The 19,779-nt window shown below is 63.5% G+C and carries 21 protein-coding genes; 10 read left to right on the forward strand and 11 right to left on the reverse strand.

The window, feature by feature from the left end; translation table 11 throughout:
- Positions 1-115: 115 nt before the first annotated feature.
- The gene (locus AC5Y5C_RS14670) at positions 116-901 is read right to left on the reverse strand and encodes a hypothetical protein (RefSeq protein WP_499973385.1); all 786 of its coding nucleotides are present in this window, start codon (positions 899-901) and stop codon (positions 116-118) included.
- A 360-nt stretch (positions 902-1,261) separates the two neighbouring features.
- On the opposite strand from AC5Y5C_RS14670, the gene AC5Y5C_RS14675 reads away from it, so the two are divergent.
- Positions 1,262-1,756: a TspO/MBR family protein gene (locus AC5Y5C_RS14675; RefSeq protein WP_499973387.1), complete on the forward strand. Its 495-nt coding sequence runs from the start codon at positions 1,262-1,264 to the stop codon at positions 1,754-1,756.
- On the opposite strand, the gene AC5Y5C_RS14680 is transcribed toward AC5Y5C_RS14675, so the two are convergent.
- The 4 genes from AC5Y5C_RS14680 to AC5Y5C_RS14695 are packed head-to-tail and all read right to left on the reverse strand — an operon-like array spanning position 1,753 to position 6,092.
- Positions 1,753-3,120, reverse strand: coding sequence for a cryptochrome/photolyase family protein (locus tag AC5Y5C_RS14680; protein WP_499973389.1), 1,368 nt, complete (start codon positions 3,118-3,120; stop codon positions 1,753-1,755). The genes AC5Y5C_RS14675 and AC5Y5C_RS14680 overlap by 4 nt on opposite strands.
- On the reverse strand, positions 3,117-4,475 hold the full coding sequence (locus AC5Y5C_RS14685; RefSeq protein WP_499973391.1) for a TIGR01777 family oxidoreductase: 1,359 nt from the start codon (positions 4,473-4,475) through the stop codon (positions 3,117-3,119). Before AC5Y5C_RS14685 ends, AC5Y5C_RS14680 begins: the two co-directional genes overlap by 4 nt.
- A 38-nt stretch (positions 4,476-4,513) precedes the next feature.
- Positions 4,514-5,176, reverse strand: coding sequence for an SOUL family heme-binding protein (locus tag AC5Y5C_RS14690; protein ID WP_499973395.1), 663 nt, complete (start codon positions 5,174-5,176; stop codon positions 4,514-4,516).
- Between the two features lie 22 nt (positions 5,177-5,198).
- Positions 5,199-6,092, reverse strand: a complete 894-nt coding sequence (locus tag AC5Y5C_RS14695; RefSeq protein ID WP_499973397.1) for a cyclopropane mycolic acid synthase family methyltransferase — start codon at positions 6,090-6,092, stop codon at positions 5,199-5,201.
- Between the two features lie 195 nt (positions 6,093-6,287).
- Between AC5Y5C_RS14695 and AC5Y5C_RS14700 the strand changes: the two genes are divergently transcribed.
- Genes AC5Y5C_RS14700 through AC5Y5C_RS14725 form a run of 6 tightly spaced genes read left to right on the forward strand, consistent with a single transcriptional unit; the run spans position 6,288 to position 11,670 of the window.
- Positions 6,288-7,601, forward strand: coding sequence for an NAD(P)/FAD-dependent oxidoreductase (locus AC5Y5C_RS14700; RefSeq protein ID WP_499974538.1), 1,314 nt, complete (start codon positions 6,288-6,290; stop codon positions 7,599-7,601).
- Positions 7,598-8,335 carry a DUF1365 domain-containing protein gene (locus tag AC5Y5C_RS14705; RefSeq protein ID WP_499973399.1) on the forward strand — a complete coding sequence of 246 codons (738 nt, stop codon included), beginning with the start codon at positions 7,598-7,600 and terminating at the stop codon, positions 8,333-8,335. The genes AC5Y5C_RS14700 and AC5Y5C_RS14705 overlap by 4 nt, the downstream gene beginning before the upstream one ends.
- Entirely contained in the window at positions 8,332-9,606 is a 1,275-nt protein-coding gene (locus AC5Y5C_RS14710) for a class I SAM-dependent methyltransferase (RefSeq protein ID WP_499974541.1), read from the forward strand. The genes AC5Y5C_RS14705 and AC5Y5C_RS14710 overlap by 4 nt, the downstream gene beginning before the upstream one ends.
- Entirely contained in the window at positions 9,603-10,388 is a 786-nt protein-coding gene (locus AC5Y5C_RS14715; protein ID WP_499973400.1) for a DUF1295 domain-containing protein, read from the forward strand. The genes AC5Y5C_RS14710 and AC5Y5C_RS14715 overlap by 4 nt, the downstream gene beginning before the upstream one ends.
- A complete protein-coding gene (locus AC5Y5C_RS14720) occupies positions 10,385-10,966 on the forward strand; it encodes a sigma-70 family RNA polymerase sigma factor (protein ID WP_191988456.1) in 582 nt (193 codons plus the stop codon). Before AC5Y5C_RS14715 ends, AC5Y5C_RS14720 begins: the two co-directional genes overlap by 4 nt.
- The gene (locus tag AC5Y5C_RS14725) at positions 10,963-11,670 is read left to right on the forward strand and encodes an anti-sigma factor (protein WP_499973402.1); all 708 of its coding nucleotides are present in this window, start codon (positions 10,963-10,965) and stop codon (positions 11,668-11,670) included. Before AC5Y5C_RS14720 ends, AC5Y5C_RS14725 begins: the two co-directional genes overlap by 4 nt.
- A gap of 44 nt (positions 11,671-11,714) precedes the next feature.
- Here AC5Y5C_RS14725 and AC5Y5C_RS14730 read toward each other — a convergent pair whose 3' ends face one another.
- Complete coding sequence (locus AC5Y5C_RS14730) at positions 11,715-12,095, reverse strand: DUF5997 family protein (RefSeq protein ID WP_078329654.1); 381 nt, start codon at positions 12,093-12,095, stop codon at positions 11,715-11,717.
- A 28-nt stretch (positions 12,096-12,123) separates the two neighbouring features.
- On the opposite strand from AC5Y5C_RS14730, the gene AC5Y5C_RS14735 reads away from it, so the two are divergent.
- Positions 12,124-12,837: a LysR family transcriptional regulator substrate-binding protein gene (locus AC5Y5C_RS14735; RefSeq protein WP_499973405.1), complete on the forward strand. Its 714-nt coding sequence runs from the start codon at positions 12,124-12,126 to the stop codon at positions 12,835-12,837.
- Between the two features lie 90 nt (positions 12,838-12,927).
- Positions 12,928-13,665, forward strand: coding sequence for a maleylpyruvate isomerase family mycothiol-dependent enzyme (locus tag AC5Y5C_RS14740; protein ID WP_499973407.1), 738 nt, complete (start codon positions 12,928-12,930; stop codon positions 13,663-13,665).
- Here AC5Y5C_RS14740 and AC5Y5C_RS14745 read toward each other — a convergent pair.
- Genes AC5Y5C_RS14745 through AC5Y5C_RS14755 form a run of 3 tightly spaced genes read right to left on the reverse strand, consistent with a single transcriptional unit; the run spans position 13,651 to position 16,415 of the window.
- Positions 13,651-14,295, reverse strand: coding sequence for a YoaK family protein (locus tag AC5Y5C_RS14745; RefSeq protein WP_499974543.1), 645 nt, complete (start codon positions 14,293-14,295; stop codon positions 13,651-13,653). The two genes, AC5Y5C_RS14740 and AC5Y5C_RS14745, sit on opposite strands and share 15 nt — an antisense overlap.
- 30 nt (positions 14,296-14,325) lie before the next feature.
- Complete coding sequence (locus AC5Y5C_RS14750; protein WP_499973408.1) at positions 14,326-15,519, reverse strand: geranylgeranyl reductase family protein; 1,194 nt, start codon at positions 15,517-15,519, stop codon at positions 14,326-14,328.
- Positions 15,520-15,548: 29 nt separating this feature from the next.
- The gene (locus AC5Y5C_RS14755) at positions 15,549-16,415 is read right to left on the reverse strand and encodes an SDR family oxidoreductase (protein ID WP_499973411.1); all 867 of its coding nucleotides are present in this window, start codon (positions 16,413-16,415) and stop codon (positions 15,549-15,551) included.
- A 174-nt stretch (positions 16,416-16,589) separates the two neighbouring features.
- On the opposite strand from AC5Y5C_RS14755, the gene nrdF reads away from it, so the two are divergent.
- The gene (gene nrdF / locus AC5Y5C_RS14760; protein ID WP_078329659.1) at positions 16,590-17,564 is read left to right on the forward strand and encodes a class 1b ribonucleoside-diphosphate reductase subunit beta; all 975 of its coding nucleotides are present in this window, start codon (positions 16,590-16,592) and stop codon (positions 17,562-17,564) included.
- 515 nt (positions 17,565-18,079) lie between these two features.
- Here the strand turns inward: nrdF and AC5Y5C_RS14765 are convergent.
- Positions 18,080-19,183, reverse strand: coding sequence for a tyrosine-type recombinase/integrase (locus AC5Y5C_RS14765; RefSeq protein ID WP_499973413.1), 1,104 nt, complete (start codon positions 19,181-19,183; stop codon positions 18,080-18,082).
- Positions 19,167-19,667 carry a helix-turn-helix domain-containing protein gene (locus AC5Y5C_RS14770; RefSeq protein WP_499973414.1) on the reverse strand — a complete coding sequence of 167 codons (501 nt, stop codon included), beginning with the start codon at positions 19,665-19,667 and terminating at the stop codon, positions 19,167-19,169. Before AC5Y5C_RS14770 ends, AC5Y5C_RS14765 begins: the two co-directional genes overlap by 17 nt.
- Positions 19,668-19,779 lie beyond the last annotated feature (112 nt).

A 19,779-nucleotide genomic window follows, 5' to 3' on the forward strand; every position in this document is an offset into this window, starting at 1 on the left:
CACCAGGATCATTGTCTTGCACCGCGTAACCCCCGTTTTCATCCCACCTGTTCAGAACGTGTATGAGAGTAGCCGACAGGTCGGGTGGGTTACGGGAGTCGGTTCTGGTATCCGATCAGTCGGCGCGTAGTTGTTCCAGCATTGCGGGTCGGAGTTGGTCGGCGATCCGCGCCCACGGCACGACGATGGGGGCGTAGTCGCCTGCGGCATGCGCGATGGGCACGTACACCTCCAGGCCGTGGGAGGTCGGTAGCCACGCATCGGCGAAGTGGGTACCCGTGACTGTATCCACGCGTTTGGTGGTGTCCAGTTCGGGGAGCAGGCTGCGCAGGCGGTCCAGTGCGGCGGAGTGGTCGAGGTATAGATCGTCGATGGTGATCGGTGTGGCTGTCGTGGTTGCGATTACCACGGTGCCCAGGCTGCGGTTAGGGTGCGCTGCGCCCTTGCCGTACCAGAGGAGCACGATCCGGCCCGCGACGGCACCGGCGCCGATGCGGGTCACTCCGCTGCGATAGCCGCCGAGGAGCTCACTGTCGCCCACGCTGATCTCCTGAGAGGCCAGCGGCATCCCGGCGCGGGAGGCATTCATCGACTCGTTGAATCGTTTCGTGACGGCGGGGTTACCGCCCGATAGCGTCGGGATCGAAACCTTCTGTCCCTCTGGTGTTCCCGGTGTTGCGGTGATCGACGGAATGTATCCGTGGGTGGGGGAGGCGAGGGCTCCTGTGGGAGCCGGGCTGGTCCAGCGCGGCGAAGATCCGGGCGTCAGGGATGCAGCAGAGGAGGCCGCCGAGGGCGAGGTTGAATCCGAGGACGCTGCGGGCGTGGAACCCTGACCGCAAGCAGCAGCGGCAAGCAGCGCTGCGGCGGTAGTTGCCGCCACTGCGATCCGCACGCTCACGAGCGATTCTCCATGCCGGCACCATACTCGTCGGATTCAAGGAACGGCGCGAAGGCACTGCGCGCTGCTGTGAAACAGCCAAGACGTGCATACAGCTCCATGTTCGTTGCGGAAGAGGTGGGTTTTTCAGCGAAGGAATTGTCGATCGGTGTATCGAGATCGCTTAGGCCCGTGGCGCGTCGGCTCTACTGGAATAGCCCGAATTCCGAGCCCCCGCTGACGACGTGTGCGGTCCTCTCGACCGCGGTGGGGCTTGTGTACTGCCCACCCGGCTGGACGCGCGAGCCCAACTAGCGGGCTTCGGTGCCACGATTTGGCCATGACCACCGATCGACGTGCGATTTTGACTACTATGGCGATATGACTCAAGGGATTTCGCGCCGGTGGCCCAGAGAATGGGCCGGGCTTGCCGTGTCTGTCATTGCGGTGACCATCGCCGCGGGAATCGGCGGGGCGGCCGCGGCGAGTGCCGCGGAAAGCTATGGGCGTCTGCAACAGCCCGGTTGGGCTCCACCGGCCTCACTGTTTGGTCCCATGTGGACCGTGCTGTACGCGTTGATGGCGGTATCGGCATGGCTGGTATGGCGTTCACATCCCTCACAGGAAAACCGTGTACCGCTGACGGTGTACGGCGTGCAACTCGTCCTGAACATGACCTGGACACCGCTGTTCTTCGGGCTTGGCTGGCGGGGCACGGCATTCATCGAGATCCTCGTGCTGTGGGGGTTCATTGCCGCAACGGTGGCGCTGTTCTGGCACAGAAGCCGTTGGGCCGCAATCCTGTTGCTTCCCTACGTGGCATGGACGGCATTCGCGGCGGTGCTCAATTTCTCGGTGTGGCAGCTGAATAGCTAGTGGCCTTGCCTGGCCCGGTACCGGTGCAGGGCGATGTTTCTTTCCTCTGCGTGATCGAGGATGGTAGCCGGGTATCCGCGACTGTGCCCGTCGGAGTGCTTCCAGGGCATGAGGGCTGAGGCGCCGGGCAGGTGCCGTAGTTCGGGGATGTATTTGCGGATGTAATCGCCGTTCGGGTCGAACTTTTGTGCCTGAGCGGTGGGGTTAAACACCCGGAAGTACGGGGCGGCGTCTGTGCCCGTTCCTGCGACCCATTGCCAGCCGTGTGTGTTGGATGCACTGTCGGCGTCGATGAGGTGGTTCATGAAGTGCTTGGCCCCGTGCGGCCACCAGACGTGGAGGTCCTTGGTGAGGAAGCTCGCGGTGACCATCCGTACTCGGTTATGCATCCAGCCTTCTGCGAGTAGTTGCCGCATACCTGCGTCAACCAATGGGTATCCGGTTTCTCCGCGTTGCCAGGCTGTAAAGCCGTCGCCGGGTTCGGTATAGGTTAAATGCGCTAGGGCATCGGTTAAGTCGGCGCGTGCGGAGTGTGGTTGGTGGTAGAGCACGTCGGCGTAGAAGTCTCGCCAGGCCAGCTCCGAAACGAACTTGGCGCCGTCTTGGCCTGGGATGGCTGCCAGGTCGGCGAGCAGCGTGCGGGGATGGATCGCCCCGACTTTCAGATAGGGCGAGATCCTGGATGTGGCATCCAGATCGGCGCGGTCACGGTGCACGGCATATCCGGTGAGGTCGTGTGTGAGGAAGTGTTTCCACCTCGCGCGGGCCGCCACCTCACCCGCGGGAAGCATTGGGGTGCTGCAGCTTTGGATCAGTTGGGTAAGTAGCGACCTGACGGGTCCTGATTGGGCCGGCTCGGGAGACTTGTTCCAGGAAGGCGTGGTTTTCAGGCGGGCGGGGCGCGGCCAGCGGTGCTCGCGCCACCCGCGTTCGAACGCGGTGAATACCCGATACGGAGACCCGTCGGCTTTGGTGATCCGACCCGGCGTCACTGCATAGGGTGAGCCCGTCTCGATCCAGTCCACGCCGATCTTGGCCAGCGCGGCCGATACCGACGTATCCCGGCGCCTGCCGAACGGGGTCGTCTCCCGGGTTACGTGCACCTCGGTTGCGCCGACACGTTCCGCGAGCTCTGTAAGGACCTGTTCGGGCGCGCCGGAACAGAGGCAGAGCCGCCCGTCGAGTTGGTTGTCAAGGTCAAGAACGTTGGCAGCAAGCCACGCATCCCGCGGGCGTGGTGCGCTGCTCAGCAACTGCGGGTCCAGGATGAACACGGCAAGCACGTCGCTGCTCGCGGCCGCGGCCAGGAGCGCGGGATTGTCGGCCAACCGCAAGTCGCGGCGGGCCCACCAGATGACCGTCACGAGCGGATATGGCTTCCCAAGAGGTGGCCCAAGGCAGGACCGATATTGGAGGCTCGGAACACATGCTGACGGTCCAATAGCGTTGTGGGAGAAACACGCTGACTTGCCATCGCGAGACCTTCGGCCCCCTCACGCCCGAGCAGCAGGGCGGGGCCGAAGGCAGGCACTGGCACCACCGCGGGGCGGCGAACTGCCTGAGCCAGCGCGCGTGTGTATTCAGCGTTGCGAACCACGCCGGGCGACACGGCGTTAACGGCGCCTGATAGGGAAGCGTCCCACAGGCACCGGTGATAGATGTCCACCAAATCGTCTATGCCGATCCAGGGCAACCACTGGGTGCCAGAGCCCAGTCGCCCACCCAGACCCGCCCGGAAAAGCGGCAGCAGGAGCTTCAGAGTTCCGCCGCGTGGTGACTGAACAATGCCGGTGCGGACAGTGACAACCCGAGTGCCGGCGCTCTCGCCCGCCGCGGCCGCCTGCTCCCAGTGCGCGACCACGTCGGAAAGGAAGTCCGCGGCTGGCGGTGGTGAGCTTGTCTCGGTGAGCGTTTCGTCACCTCGGTTCTTGCCGTAGTACCCCACCGCTGAGGCGCTGACGAACGTGCGGACACCCGCTGATGCCGCGGCCCGCGAAAGTAGGCGAGTGGGCTCGATTCGGCTTGAGGCGATGAGCTCTTTGTGGCGTTGAGTGAAGCGTCCGGCGATGGTGGCACCCGCCAGGTGGATGACGGCGTCCACGCCTTCCAGCGTGGCGGGGTCGGGATCATTCGGCTCCCAATTCCGCTCGGTACCCTGCATCGGCTCTCCGCGCACCAGGCGGATCACGCGGTGCCCGCCCGTGCTCAGGAAGGCGGCGAGCGCGGTACCTACTAGGCCGGATGCCCCGGTAATTGCCACTGTGGAGGCGTTCATTCCATGGTCGGCGGCTCTGCGGTGTGCGGCCAGATCCCCGGTGAGCTGCCGATGGCGGTATGCGATGAGTTCAGCGAGAAACCTTCCGGGAATGGGGGTTTCGATCGTGTCGTGCACCCGTGTGCTGCGTTCACCCAGTGGCTCGAACTCGTGGATATGCCGCCAGGGCAACAAACCGCTTACCCCCGACCGCGGCCCCGTCGCCACAGCTTCGTCGACGAATCGCCGGCCGGGCAGAAAAGCTTCTTGATCGTGCCGGGCGACCCAGCGCAAGCCGACCGGCAAGTCCAGGACGGCAGTCCCGTCGCACAGCGAGGCCGCTTCGGTGCGAAGTTCCACCGGTGCCCAGGGTGCTGCCAAGCGACTGAACGCGCCAGGCCTGGAGTGCCAGGCGAATACGTCCTCGACAGGCGCGTCGATAGTGACCGAACCACTGATGCCCATAAGTCTCCAATCGTGGGGAAGGCTGGTTTCACTGTCCTCTATGTGGGCCTTCGGGGAGGCACGTCCTCACGCCGTACGTGGACGGGAACTGCGACCTCGTTGCGTCGCGCGCAGGGAAGGGTCCACGGCGGATCGTAAAACCAGGCTTGCGGTTCCCCTGAGGTTTGTATGCCCTTGTTGCGCAGGGTATCGAGCAACTCATCGGTGCGGGTGGCGACGGTGGCCGCCGATCGGTCACCGCTGAAGCGCAGCACGGCGAGCGTTTCGGCGGGCACTTCAGTGAGCCGAATGCTGTCATCGCCGGGAGTGGGCAGGCTCGACAGTGTCCATTTCGCCGGCATGTAAAACCGGATTATTGAACCGCCAGTAGCGCTTGCTAATTGGCCGACAGGGGCTGTCATGGCGATGGTGTCGTTCTGTTGCGCCACCGGTGCGGTCATGGCGATCTTGGCCTGCCGGTGGTTCTTGCCGAAAATGTAACCCGCAAGGCGGCGAAAGCCTTCGCTGCGTGCCCGGTCATCATCCGCCACGACGGTCGTTTCGGCCGCGACTCGGCCGCTGTACTGCCTGATCTGCACCGAAGCCGTCAGTGGCCGTGACGAGTATTCCGGTTCTTCGGTGCCCGTCCGGACCCCGAAGATATTGCCCGCCCCTTTGAGCAGTTCGACGCCCAAGGTTTGGAGCGTCACGATGGCGCTCATTTGTTGCTCCTTTCGACTGTCGCTACTTCTCGAGATATGGGAGGTGCAGTTTGGGGAGGGTGAACTGTGCGACGTCGATGTAGCCGATGCGGAAATACTTCGCACATCCGGTGAGGTACTTCATGTACCGCTCATACACAACCTCGTCCTGGATGGCGATGGCCTGATCCTTGTGGTCTTCGAGTGCCGCCGCCCACAGGTCCAGGGTCTTGGCATAGTGCGGCTGCAGTTGGTGTATACGCGTGCAGCTGAAGCCCGCCCGCTCGGCATGCTCGCGCACCATGTCGATGGAGGGCACTCGCCCGCCGGGGAAGATCTCGGTGACCATGAATTTGATGAAGCGCGCCAGCTCGAAGCTCAGCGGCAGGCCCTTGGCCACGATCTCCTTCGGGTGCAGTCCGGTGATGGTGTGCAGCAGCATCATGCCGTCATCGGGCAGCGCGTCGAAGGCGAACCTGAAGAAGTCGTCATAGCGGTCGAAGCCGAAATGCTCGAACGCCCCGATCGACACGATCCGGTCGACGGTGCCGTCGAACTCTTCCCAGCCGTGCAGCTGGACGGTCTTTGACCGGGTGCTCGAAGATGCCGCCAAAAGCTTCTCGACGTGCGCCTTCTGGTTCCTACTCAGCGTCAACCCGATGACGTTGACGTCATACTTCTCCAAAGCACGGTTGATGGTGGCGCCCCAACCGCATCCCACATCCAGCAGCGTCATCCCGGGCTCCAGCTGGAGCTTGCCCAGCGCCAAGTCGATCTTCGCTATCTGCGCCTCCTCGAGGCTCATATCGTCGCGCTCGAAGTAGGCGCAGCTATATGTCTGGGTCGGGTCGAGAAAGAGTCGGAAGAAGTCGTCCGACAGGTCGTAATGCGCCTGAACATCGGCGAAATGTGGGCGCAGGCGCGGTGATTCTGACATTTGGGCGGGACCTCTCATAGGGGGTGCGAACGTTCAGGAATAGCCGCGCTCCGGGGCATGTGTGCAGAGCTCAGTTGTCATTCGGTACCGAATGCCTTCCGGATGGGTCGGTTGCGCAAAAGGTTGAGCCGGCGCCGAGACGCTGCTCACAGCGGGCATACCCATCCATGGGGCGGTTTACTCCGAATAGTGGGTATGAATGCGGTGTCCGGCCCGAGTGATGCGAGGTCCATCGCCGTCATCGGCAGTGGCGTGGCCGGGTTGACCGCAGCCCACGTGCTCTCTGCCTACGACCGGGTCACGGTGTACGAGGCCGACGAGCGTTTCGGCGGCCATGCCCATACGCAGGTCGTCGATACCGGCCACGGCGTGCCGATCGCGGTCGACACCGCGTTCTTGGTGCACAACGACCGGACCTACCCGACCCTGTGCCGATTATTCGAGGAACTTGGTATCGATACGGCGGCGACAGATATGTCGATGTCGGTGCGTGACGACAGCATTGGCCTGGAATACGCCGGTGCGCGGGGTGCACGTGGTCTGTTTGCTTCGCCCGCCACCGCACGTCCCCGCTATCTGTGGATGTTGGCCGAGATCAAGCGGTTTCACCACCATGCGCGCCGATTGCTCGCTGACCCCGACGCAGACGACCAAGCCCTGAGTCTCGGGGATTTTGTTCAGCAGTTCGGCTTTTCACAGTTCTTCCTTGGCCGCTTCCTGACACCACTGGTGGCCGCAGTGTGGTCGTGCCCGCCCGGACAGGCCATGGCGTACCCGGCGCAGTACTTGTTCAGGTTCCTGGACCATCACGGCATGCTGTCGGTGTTCGGGTCGCCGCAGTGGAAAACAGTCACAGGGGGCTCACGCACGTATGTCGGGGCTGTGGTGCGCGGTGTACACGAGGCGTTCACCGGCGCCCCGGTCATCCGGATCGAGCGCATCCCAGAGGGTGTTGTGGTATCGGCCGCGGGACACGCGCCGAGGGTGTTCGAAGCCGCTGTGATCGCAACGCATCCCGATCAGGCGCTGGGCGTGCTGGCACAGCCGACCGCTGCCGAGCGTGCGGTGCTGGGAGCCATGGGTTACGTGAGTAATTCCGCACAACTACACACCGATGGGTCCTTATTGCCGCGTCACCCGCATGCCCGCGCGTCGTGGAACTACTTGAGCAGGGGCGGTGCCCAGGACGTTGTGGTGACGTACGACATCACCCGGTTGATGAGATTGCCTGGCACGCGCAGGTTTCTGGTAACCCTGGGCGGGGAGCACCTAGTGGACCCCCGGTCGGTGCTTGCCGAAATGACCTACCGGCACCCGGTCTACACGTCGCAATCTGTTGCCGCCCAACGCAGATTGCCGAGTCTGAACGACGGTCGCATCGCTTTCGCCGGTGCGTACCACGGCTGGGGGTTCCATGAGGACGGCGCCGCCTCGGGCCTACGCGCAGCACAGGCGTTGGGCCGGGAATGGCTGGCCGGTAAGCGCGAGCATCGGGTGGGCGCACGATGAATTCGGTACCCATGGTTCCTTGCTTATACCGCACCCGGATCATCCATGTGCGGCGTTCGCCGGTGACGCACCGGTTCACCTATCGCGGCTACTGCTGGTACATCGATATCGACAGGCCGCCGCGCCTGCCCCTCGGCCTGAGCACCTTCGCCAGTTTCCAAGCACGGGACCATTTCCGGGGCGATGACGACGACACGCTGCGTCAACGTGTGGACGGATTCTTGGCCTCGCACGGGGTAGACCTGGGCGGCGGTACGGTCACCGCCCTGTTGCAGGCACGGGTGTTGGGACATGTCTTCAACCCGCTGAGTCTGTACTGGTGCCACGATCGCCAGGGCAATCTCGCACACATCATCGCCGAGGTCCACAACACCTACGGCGGGCGACACGCATACCTTCTGCCTCCGACTGCTAATTCTGAAGTGGCCAAGGAGCTTTACGTGTCGCCCTTCAACGGCGTTGACGGGCGATACCGGGTAAGTGCTGCCCGTCCCGGCAATACGTTGAACATCAGTATCTCGCTACAGCGCAGCGGGCAGCGGCCGTTCTTCGCCGCGGTCCGCGGCACCCGGCGCAGGGCCCGGGTGGGTGAACTGTTGTGGTTGCAGGCCATTGCGCCCGTGGCGCCGCTGATGGGTGCGCTGGCCATCCGTATCGAAGGGATCAGGTTGTGGCTGAAAGGGCTGCCGGTGGTGGAGCGCACATCTACATGCGAGAGGGAGAGGGCAGCGTGAACGGGCATCTCGATGGCGCGACAACCGATGTGCGCGATATCGAATCGCCCCGCGGTCCGGAGATCGCGCCGGTCCCTTCCGGACCGCTGACGGCGGCACGAGCAGTGGTAGCCGACAAGATGCTGCGTCGTGCGGCCGCGCGGCTCCCGGTGCGGTTGGTGTATCCCGATGGGTCCGTCGTGGGCGCGGCAGATGCATCCCTGCCCACTCTGAGGGTTCGGCGGCCGGCGGCGCTGGCACGACGCCTGGGCCGTTCCGGCTTGATCGGATTCGGCGAGGCATACATGGCCGGAGACTGGGATTGCGACGAGCTGGCAGGCCTTCTCACCCAGTGGGCCGCATCGATGGACGAGCTGGTTCATCCTGTGCTGCAGCGCTTCCGACGTATCGCAGTACCACGTGCCCCTCGGACGCAGCGTAACGAGCGCCCGCAGGCCCAGCGCAATGTTGCGCATCACTACGACCTGTCGAATGACTTCTTCGCCCTGTTCCTGGACGAGACGATGACTTACTCGTGCGCCCTGTTCCGCCACATGCCAGCTTCAGCGGAGATACTCGCGGATGCCCAGCGTCACAAGATCGACCGCCTACTGGACCACGCAGAGGTGGGGCCCGGCACCCGGGTTCTCGAGATCGGTACGGGGTGGGGGCAACTGTGCTTGTCGGCAGCGGCTCGCGGAGCGCATGTACGGTCGGTCACTTTGTCGAGTGAGCAGCAGAAACTGGCCCAGCAGCGGGTACAAGCCGCCGGACTGTCCGATCGTGTGCAGATAGAGCTGCGTGACTATCGAGACGTGCAGGGACAATACGACGCTATTGTGTCGGTGGAGATGATCGAAGCGGTTGGATTCGATTTCTGGACAACGTATTTCCAAACCATCGAACGATTGCTTAAACCGGGCGGCCGATTGGCCCTTCAAGCCATCACCATGCCCCATGAGCGAATGCTGGCCAGTCGTAACACCCATACCTGGATGCAGAAGTACATTTTCCCGGGCGGCCTACTTCCCTCGGTGCGGGCGATCGCCGAAACGACCACTGGTACCACGGATCTGCGGACCGTGGAGACGATGTCTCTGCGACTCCACTATGCCGAAACACTGCGGTTATGGAGTCAACAGTTCGCGGCTCGGCGTGAGGCCGTGTCGGCGTTGAGCTTCGACGATGCGTTCTACCGCATGTGGCAGCTGTACCTGGCCTACTCGGAAGCCGGGTTCCGCTCCGGGTATCTCGATGTCCACCAATGGATTTTCCAGCGGGGCCAACAATGAACTTTCTGGTCGTGATGGCGTGCTCGCTGGGTGCCGTGGTCGTTGTGCACGGTGTGACTTTCGTTATCGGCTACCGCATCGGGCGCTACAACGTGGTCGACGTCGCATGGGGTATCGGTTTCATCGCCGTTGCCGCAGTCGGCACCGTACTCGGCGGCGGTGACTTGCAGCGGAGGGTTCTGCTGCTGGTGCTGATCGGAGTGTGGGGAGCCCGGCTGTCCTGGCACATGCTGGTGAAATCGGCTGGGAAAGGCGAAGACCCACGGTATCGCGACCTGCTCGGCGGCGACTTCTCGGTGCCGCACGTGCTACGCAAGATCTTCGTGATTCAGGCCGCCGCCACGTGGCTGGTATCCCTCCCCATTCAACGCTCGGCAGTCGAAGGGCCTACCCCTGACTCGCTACGCCCGGTCGTGGCTGTCGGCATCGGGTTATGGCTGCTCGGAATGCTTTTCGAAGCAGTGGGGGATTACCAGCTGCGCCGTTTCAAGCAGGACCCAGCCAACAAGGGCAAGATCATGGACCAGGGCCTGTGGGCGTGGACTCGGCACCCGAACTATTTCGGCGATGCGTGCGTGTGGTGGGGGCTGTGGTTGGTCACCATCACCGGTTGGCAATCGTTGGCAACAGTGCCGTACCCGGTGTTGATGACCTACTTCCTGGTACACGCGACCGGTGGTCGCCGCACCGAGAAGGTGATGGCCGGACGGCCAGGATTCACTGACTACCAACGGCGGGTGTCGTTTTTCGTGCCGCGTCGCCCGAAACGCGGATCATCATGAACATTCTCCGCGATGCGTTTAGGCTCACGGGCGTGACCGGCGACCTGGATGTCCTTTTGCGCCGTGTCGCCGACCGCGATACCGCGGCGTTTGCCGCTCTCTACGATCACACACGCGCACGCGTCTACGGTCTGGTGTTGCGTGTATTACGCGACCCCGGCTACAGCGAGGAGACAACGCAAGAAATCTACCTGCAGATCTGGCGTTCGGCCCAAAGCTATGACCCCACCGCGGGATCCCCCCTAGCCTGGATCATGACCTTGGCTCATCGTCGGGCCATCGACCGCGTGCGCTCAGAGCAATCTGCGGCCGACCGCGAGTCACGCTATGGCGCCGCCACGATCGAGCGAGCTGTCGACGAGGTCACCGAATCGGTGATCCGTAACGAAGAACAGCGGCAAGTCACCGTATGCCTCGAAACGCTCACGGACACCCAACGCCAATGCCTGCATCTGGCCTACTACGACGGTTTGACGTATAACCAAGTGTCGCAACGGCTTGCCGCGAATCTGGCAACCATCAAATCTCGGATGCGTGACGCAATCAAGGCGCTGCGCCGATGCCTGGGGACACCATGACTGAACCCAACGATCTCATCACCGCCGCCGCGCCCTACGCATTGCACGCGTTGCCCGATGATGAACGAGATCAGATCGACCACTGGCTGTCGGCCGGCGCGACCGAACAAACGCTCTCCTTTACCGAGGAGGTGCGTGCCACACGGGAAACCATGGCGGCCTTGGCGGCAAGCACCGCGGTCGAACCCCCGGCCCGGCTTCGCCCACGACTACTCAAGATAGTGGCCCGGGACGCCGAAAGAGTTTCCAGAACAACAGATATCAACCGCTGGCGGGCGCCCTTGGTGGCGGTTGCGGCCGCCACCGCTATCGGGCTGGCCGCCGCCGGAATCGGCATCATCCTGCGACCTCCGCCTCCGAGTGCGCAGCAAGTCTTCACCGCAACCGACGTGCGGACCGTCACTGGCGCCATTCCCACCGGTGGTACCGCTACCGTCGTCTACTCGCGGCAGAAGAACACCGCAGTGTTGGTGATGAACAATGTCGCACCACCACAACCCGGCACCGTGTACCAAATGTGGCTGATCGGCGACCGCGGGCCGCAGTCCGCGGGAACGATGGATGCCCAGGCAGTCTCACCCTCGACTACGGCAGTCATACCTCGCCTCAACGACTCCACCGCACTGGCATTCACTGTCGAGAACGGCCGAGGTTCGACCACGCCAACAGGCCCAGTCATCGCGCAATTGGCGCTGAACCAGTAGCGGGCCGCGCTGCGGTACTGCGTGTGGGCTCAGTTCTCGAGGTTCTAGCGAGCCTTCTCCGCATGCTGCGCCTTCAGGCGTCGCTCTTCACGCAGCACGTTCTGATAGCTCTCGCGTTCCGCAACCAGCCACTCTGGCTTCTCCTCGAGCAGCTGATTGATCTGCTCGGTGGTGAGCGCACCCTCGACGCCGCCGCGGGAGAGACCGGAGATCGAGACCCCTAGCTTGGCTGCCACAAGGTTTTTTGGGTGCGGTCCATTCTTGCGGAGGTCCTTGAGCCACTGCGGTGGGTCCGCCTGCAGGGCCGCGAGCTCGGCACGCGTGATCGGGTTCTCCTGGAACTCTGCGGGTGTCGCTTGCAGGTACACGTCCAGCTTCTTCGCCGCGGTAGCGGGTTTCATGGACTGCGCGTTCGGCCTGCTCATGGGTGCAGCCTATCGGTAGCCTGAGGCGGTGACCCCGCGCTCCCTCACCCTCGGGTACGTCCCCGGCGGGACACCCGCGAAGTGGGCTCGGACCTGGGCGCAGCGTCACCCCGAGGTCCCGCTGCAGTTGCGCGCTGTCACCGTAGCCGATGCGCCCGCCGCGGTGCGGGATGGGACCGTCGATGTGGCGTTGCTCCGGCCGCCGGCTGACACGGCGGGGCTGGCCGTCATTCCGCTCTACGAGGAGGTGGCGGTGGTCGTGGCGCCGACCGATCACGTTCTCAGCGCCTTCGATGCGATAACCGCCGCAGACCTCGACGGTGAGCCGATGCTGCTCCCACTCGATGACGTCCTCGCTTGGGCGGGTGCTCCCGGTAACCCGGTCGATCACCGGCCCGAAACCACCGAGGATGCGATAGAACTCGTTGCCGCAGGAATCGGCGCGCTTATCGTTCCGCAGTCACTGGCGCGGCTGTATCACCGCAAGGACCTCACGTACCGGCCGATCACCGACGCGCCCGCCTGCCCGGTGGCGCTCGCTTTTCCGGAAGGGCCGCAGCCGGAACTGGTCGAGGAGTTCATCGGCATTGTGCGGGGCCGCAAACCCGGGTCGTCGCGGGGGCAGGATCCTCCCGCGCAGAAGCGCACCGCACGGGAGAAGACTCTTGCGAAGCAGGCCGCGCGCGCCGCGGCGGGCAAGCGTGCCAGCAAGCCGGGACGGGCCGATCGCGGTCGACGCTGACGCACTGTCGTCCCTCGAGTCTGAATCTCACGACGTTTTGCGGCCCAAAACCGTCGTGAGATTCAGACTGGTCAGTGATCTAATGGGCGCGTGAGCCCCGACGAATGGCTGGAAGCACTGCGTAAAGGGATGGCCGCGGTCGCCGCGACCCCGCCCGAGTATCTGGACCGGGCGGCGCTGTCCTGCCCTGGTTGGACAGCGCGCGATGTCGTTGCCCATCTCGGCGGAGTGCACCGCTGGGCAGTGGGAGTCGTTATCGGTCAAAAGATTCCGTACACAGATGTCGACCCGGACGCCCCGGCGGGGGAAGCCGTCATCGATTGGTACGCCGATCGCGCGGACAATCTCGTTACCGCATTGACGTCGAAAGACCTTGATGCACCGACGAAGTCGCCGTTCGGTGAACGGCCGGTGCGGTTCTGGTATCGCAGGCAGGCCAACGAGGTGGCGGTACACCGATGGGACATTGAGCACGCCTACCGCGGATGGGATGCCGAACCCATCGACGCAGCCCTGGCGGCCGACGGCATCGGGGAGTGGTCGGAACTCTTCACGCCCCGGCGTATCGGGCGCGAGGGCGGTACCCCGGAAGGTCTTCGCGGAGCGCGAATCCTCCTGGCAGCCAGCGATGCCGGTGACTCCTGGCTGCTGCGTGTGGACGCCGATGCCATCGGCATCGTGGACGAAGACGCCGTGCCGGACGCCACGATCACCGCATCCACGTCTGATCTGCTGCTTGCGCTGTGGCACCGGGTTCCATTGTCACGCTTGACGATCGATGGAGATGCCGCCCGTGTCGAGCAGGTGCTGGGTCTAATCCGGATCTAATATCGGCGGCGCGGGGCCTGATCGGCGTACCAGCCACGTGGAGACCGTGGCGATGAGCAGGAGTGCGAACCCGACCCACAGGGCATCGAGTCCGATGCGGTGGTACGTCGCGGCACCCAACACGGCGCCGACGGTCAGACCCGCCCACAGCGTGATGTAGCGCAGCCACACCCAGCGGGGCCCGCCGAAGAACGCATCGACGAGCCGCTGTCCGGCTTTCACGACGGTGCCGGTGATATAGGTGAGGCCCACCTGGACCTCGCCGGAACGCTGGAAGACCGAGTTCATCGCACCCATGGCCTGCGCCGTGACCAGCAGCGCAGCCACGCCCGCGCCCAGTTCCTGGGTGATGGACGCCACGGCCACGGTTGTCGAGGCGACCGTCAGCACGGCGACCCGCTCGTGTTCGCCGCTGACACGTGACGCGACGGCACCGATCATCACGCCGATGAAGAACATGGCGATCAGGCCGGCCGCCTTGTAGGCGGATTCCCATTGTTCGGTGGCCGTCGAGGCGGCCATCCTCGTCGTGTTACCGCTCATGAATGAGAGGAAGTACCCGCCTAGGTGTACGAACCCGATCGCGTCAAGAAACCCTGCGGCACATGAGAGTCCGGTGGCGAGCACCATCTCGCGCCGCCGGATTGACCACACGGCGAATCAGTGCTTGTGGCCGGGGCCCTGGGCCCGCTTGTACAAGACCTTGAGCAGGTTGTCGCGGAACATCGAGTTGTCCATCAGCTTGATGCCCTTGTCGCACAGCCAGGGATTGCCCAACGCTCGGTGCATGATGCGGCCGCGCCGGTACTCCCGGCCCCAGGCATCGTTCATCCGCTGCTCGTAGTTCGTGAAGTCTTGCGGTCCGGCGTTCTGTAGCGCCGCCACCGCGCATTCGCCCGCCGCCAAACCTGATTCGAGCGCCTTGGAGATGCCGGCGCCACTGACGGGCTTACCCGCGCCCAGCGCGTCACCGGCGAACAGCACACCCGGGCGCCATGGCGGCCACGTGGTGAATCCCATCGGCAGGCGCCAGGCACGCACGCCCTTGTTCTTGCGCAGCTCGGCCAGATCGGGCAGCTCCCACTCCCGGGGCAGCTTCTTCATGTAGGTATCCAGCACCTGGGCGGCGTTGACGTCCTGCCACTTCTTGTAGCTGTTGACGTACCCGATGCCGATATTGATCCGCGCGGCGCCGAGCGGGAAAACCCAGCCGTAACCGATCAGCGCGTCATTCTTGTGGTGCAACCGCAGGTCGATGTCGAGCATGTTGGAGTCTTCGCGGTTGGCTTCCATCTCGGCGCGGATCGCGATCGCGGTGTAGCCCTTGACCTCCGAGTCGAGGTTCATCGCGCGCTTGATGGGGGAGTAGGCGCCGTCGGCCACGATCACGGCGTCGGCCGAGATGGTCTCGCGGGATCCGTTGGCGGTCTTGACCTCGATACCCCTGACCACGTTGCCATCGCCGATCGGGCCCACCGCCTCGGTGGACTGGCGCACCTCGGCGCCCGCGGACTCAGCGTGCTTGAGCAGCAGGGTGTCCAGCTCGGGCCGGCGCACCACATGCCCGTGATCGGGCATGCCGGGACGCTGGGGGAAGGTGAGCTCCCAGACGCTGCCGCTATCGACGCGCACACCATCGACGCGGTGGAACTGGGCGACCTCATGGGCCAGACCCATCTTCTGCAGGTAACTCACCGCGCGGGCGGTCAGCCCGTCACCGCATGGCTTATCCCGTGGGAACTCGGCCTTGTCGACGAGAACCACGCTGGCGCCCGTGCGGGCGGCCTGCCAGGCCGCGGATGACCCGGCCGGGCCTCCGCCGACTACCGCAATGTCGTAGTGCTTCTCGCTCACGTATCAAATAGTAAGGGCCGCGAGTGCGTCTATTCGCCCTCGGGTTTGGTCACACCCAGGCTAGAACCGGCACGGTTCTCGTACGCACTGCGTGCGTTGGTGTCGATGTCGAGGAACACGCGGTCGGTTCCGGTCTTCTTGCTCATGAATCGGCGGACCTTGGTGGGCAGTGAATTGACGATCGTGGTCACCGCACCGAGTGGCTTCGGGACGGTGAGCTGGATGCGCGGTTTCTCGATGATCCGCACCACGGCCGCCGCGATGTCTTCGGGTTCGACGGGTTTCTGCGCGCCCGTCGAATCAGTGCCTGCGATCAATTCGGTGTTGGTGAAGGTCGGTAATACGGCGCTGACCTGGACACCTTGCGGCTCGAACTCGTCGCTCAGCGCACGGGACAGGCCGACAACCCCGAACTTGGAGGCGTTGTACACCGCCATACCGGGTGCCGCCATGAGGCCGGCCACGGATGCGATGTTGACGATTTGACCGCTGCGGCGCGCCACCATCTCAGGAAGCGCCAGACGGCACCCGTTGATGACGCCGTACAGGTTGACCTCCAGCATCGACCGGATCGCGCCGTCGCTCGTGGACAGGAACGGCCCGATCGGCATGACGCCCGCGTTGTTGATGAGAACATCGACCGGTCCGCCGGCACCGGCAGCCTCCAGAAAACGCTTGAACGAGGCGGGGTCGGTCACATCCACGGGATGGGCATCGACGTTCCCTTCTTCCTTGAGGCCCTCGACTGCGGCGCCGAGTGCCTCGACATCGCGGTCGCCAATCACCACCCGAGCACCCCGGCGCAGCAGTGCGGTGGCGGTGGCATATCCGATCCCGCGTGCGGCACCGGTGATGGCGATAGTTTTCCCGTAGATCTTGTCCCTGGATGAGCCCATGACCACGGACTTTACACGTGTCAAGTTTGCGTCACTAGGAATTCTCGCGATTGGGCTCGACACGCTTAACCACAACACGTTGTGTTGCACCGTGATGTCTCACCCCAGGGGTAGTGTCTGTGACACAGTCAGCGAATCCCGCGAATCTGTTTGACGTTCTCCAGGAGTGGTCTCGTGAGTGAAAAACTTAAGCTGGTCAGCCGGGTCTCGGCGATCAACTGGAACCGGGTTCCCGATGAGAAGGATGCCGAGGTCTGGGACAGGCTCACCGGTAACTTCTGGCTGCCCGAAAAGGTGCCGGTATCCAATGACATCCCGTCGTGGAACACCCTTACCGATCTCGAAAAGCAGTTGACCATGCGGGTTTTCACGGGCCTGACGCTGCTGGACACCATTCAGGGCACTGTCGGCGCGGTCAGTTTGATCCCCGACGCGATCACTCCGCACGAGGAAGCGGTGTACACCAACATCGCGTTCATGGAGTCGGTGCACGCCAAGAGTTACAGCTCGATCTTCTCCACGCTGTGCTCCACGCGCGATATCGACGACGCGTTCCGCTGGTCGGAGGAGAACCCGAACCTGCAACGCAAGGCCGAGATCGTCATGGAGTACTACCGGGGTGACGAGCCGCTCAAGCGCAAGGTTGCCTCGACCTTGCTGGAGAGCTTCCTGTTCTACTCGGGCTTCTACCTTCCGATGTACTGGTCGAGCCGCGCCAAGCTCACCAACACCGCCGACGTCATCCGGCTCATCATCCGCGACGAGGCGGTGCACGGGTACTACATCGGCTACAAGTTCCAGAAGGGTCTGGAGCGCGTCGACGAGGCCACGCGCACCGAGCTCAAGGACTACACATATGAGCTGCTATTTGAGTTGTACGACAACGAGGTTGAGTACACCCAGGACCTCTATGACGAGGTGGGGCTCACCGAGGACGTCAAGAAGTTCCTGCGCTACAACGCCAACAAGGCCCTGATGAACCTCGGATATGAGGCCATGTTCCCGCGGGACGAGACCGATGTGAACCCGGCGATCCTGTCGGCGCTCTCGCCGAACGCCGACGAGAACCACGACTTCTTCTCCGGATCGGGCTCCAGCTATGTCATCGGCAAGGCCGTGAACACCGAAGACGAGGACTGGGACTTCTAATGCCACGGGGTGGGCAAACCTACACGAGGCGCTCTGCTCACCCCGTGCCCACATTTTGCCCACAGTCTCGGGCATTCACATTGGATAGGGGGAGTGCCGGGCGATCGAGCCGGAAGGAGCGACACGCACCCACAACACATTGTGTTGCGGCCACTTACGCGCACCGTCGCTTAGGCTAGAGACCAGGCGAGAATGACCGGACGTGTCACCAGGTTCGTGGACCGTCCGGTCATTCTCGGATTGGATAGCTAGTACAGTTCCGCCCCGGTTTGGCGGCCTGTCCTGGTGACCCGGTTGGGCGAAGTGGTTCGAACGTTGCGAGCGGCGGCCACTTCGCTCCCTTTTTAGTTTTCACGGCAACGTCTACTTTGTAGATGTTGTCCATAGGCTAGCCCACTGATCTAAAAACGTGGGGACGCGGCAAAACTGTGTCAAACCGTGTCAAACCGCATCAAACCGTGGATGTGGACACCACGGAGGCGTTCTCGTGTCGAACGGTTCCAAAAGACGGCTGCCTACGCGGGCGTTGAATGACGGCGCGCATCGTTCAATGCCCGCGCGACTGCCTCTAGATCATCATCGAATAGGTCGGCATAGACATCCAATGTCATGGCGGCGCTGGCATGTCCGAGCATCTTCTGAACGGCTTTGACGTTCGCGCCCGCCGACACCGCGAGACTGGCTGCGGTGTGACGCAGATCGTGTGGCGTCATCCGGGGCACTCGTGATGCGGTGACTGCCTTGGCGAACCATCCCGAGGTCGGGTGCGGGCGGCGCAGGTGCCTGCCGTCATCTCCGGGCCACAGCAGGTCGTCACGGGCCTTGCCTTCACATTGAGCGGCCAAGTAGGGCAACAGGAACTCAGGCAGGGGCACGGTCCGCTGTTTGTGGGCCTTGGGTGTGCCGACGTGGATCTCGCCGGCGGACTGGACGGCGTTCTCGGTGAGCCTAGCCCGCTTGCGCAGCACGTCCAGACCGCGCACGCGCAACCCGATGGCCTCACCCCACCGGACGCCCGTGTATGCCAGCGTCAGTACCAAACTCTCGTATTCGCCGCTGGCAGTCGCCAGCACGCCCACCTGCTCATGGGTGAGGTAGACAGGTGGCTTCCGTGTGGTGCGGGGGAGGGCCGCGCCCGCGGCAGCGTTGCGGGCGATGAGGTTGTCGCGCACAGCGTCAGCCAGGATGCGAGACAGCACGTAGTGCGTTCTCTTCACGACGCTTGCCCCGGCAGGTCTCATTGTCTCTGTGCCGCGCCCAATTTCCGCAATCCACTGTTGCACGGCAGTGGGTTTGACGTCACCGATTGCGACGCGGCCCCAACGTGGTTCCACCCGGAGTCGCCATGCAGCTTCCATGACGTTGTAGCCGCTCGGCTTTAGATGCCCCTGCTGGCGTTCTAGCCACGCTTGACCGAGTTCACCGACCGTCACTCTTGCATCGGCCGGCGCGACGTACTCGCCCCTGAGCTTGGATACCTCGACGGTTGACGCGAATGCCTCGGCGTCGCGTTTCGTCTTGAAGCCACGCTTGTCGGTCTGGCGATGGTCCGGGGTGCGGTACCGGACGCGGTAAAGCGTTTTACCCGAAGTTGTTTCGTACCTACTTATCGTCGCCATCGATCTCCGGTGCTGTCGGTTCCAGCAAGAAGGCGGAAGGCGGCAGGACCCGCTTGTTCTTCTCGAAGGCGTCCCACATTCGCTTACGTAGCCAGTCGGGCAGTGCTAGGGCCCAGAAATCCAATAACGAGGTGGTTCCTGGGAGGGGTTGTGCGGCCGTCAACCATGCCCAAACATGTTGGACCTCCCAGGGTTCCGACATCCCGGTTACCTCAACAGAGCAGTCGGCATGGGAGCTGTTTGGCATCAGCAGGGTTGCAGGGGAAACGCCAAGCGCCATAGCAAGAGCCGTCAGGTCATCCACTCCGACGCGCCGCTTTCCTTCCTCGATGTTCCTAAGGGCAACGGGCGTCAACTTCCATGTGAGCGCTTCGAGACGTTCTGACAGCTGAGTCCACGTCAGGTTTTGATTTGCGCGTAGGCGCTGGACGTTCTCGCGAACGGTCTCGGCGGTGTTTCCAGTTTCGGGTGCGCGGCCTGCCATCTCATCATGATGACACACAAAGTTTGACAGTCAATCACCGAACCTTGACAACGTGACCTCACTGTGATTATCTCTCGATTGAGTGACAAAGTTTGACACTCAATCGATAAAA

It is taken from the genome of Mycobacterium sp. NGS15 (assembly GCF_059813245.1).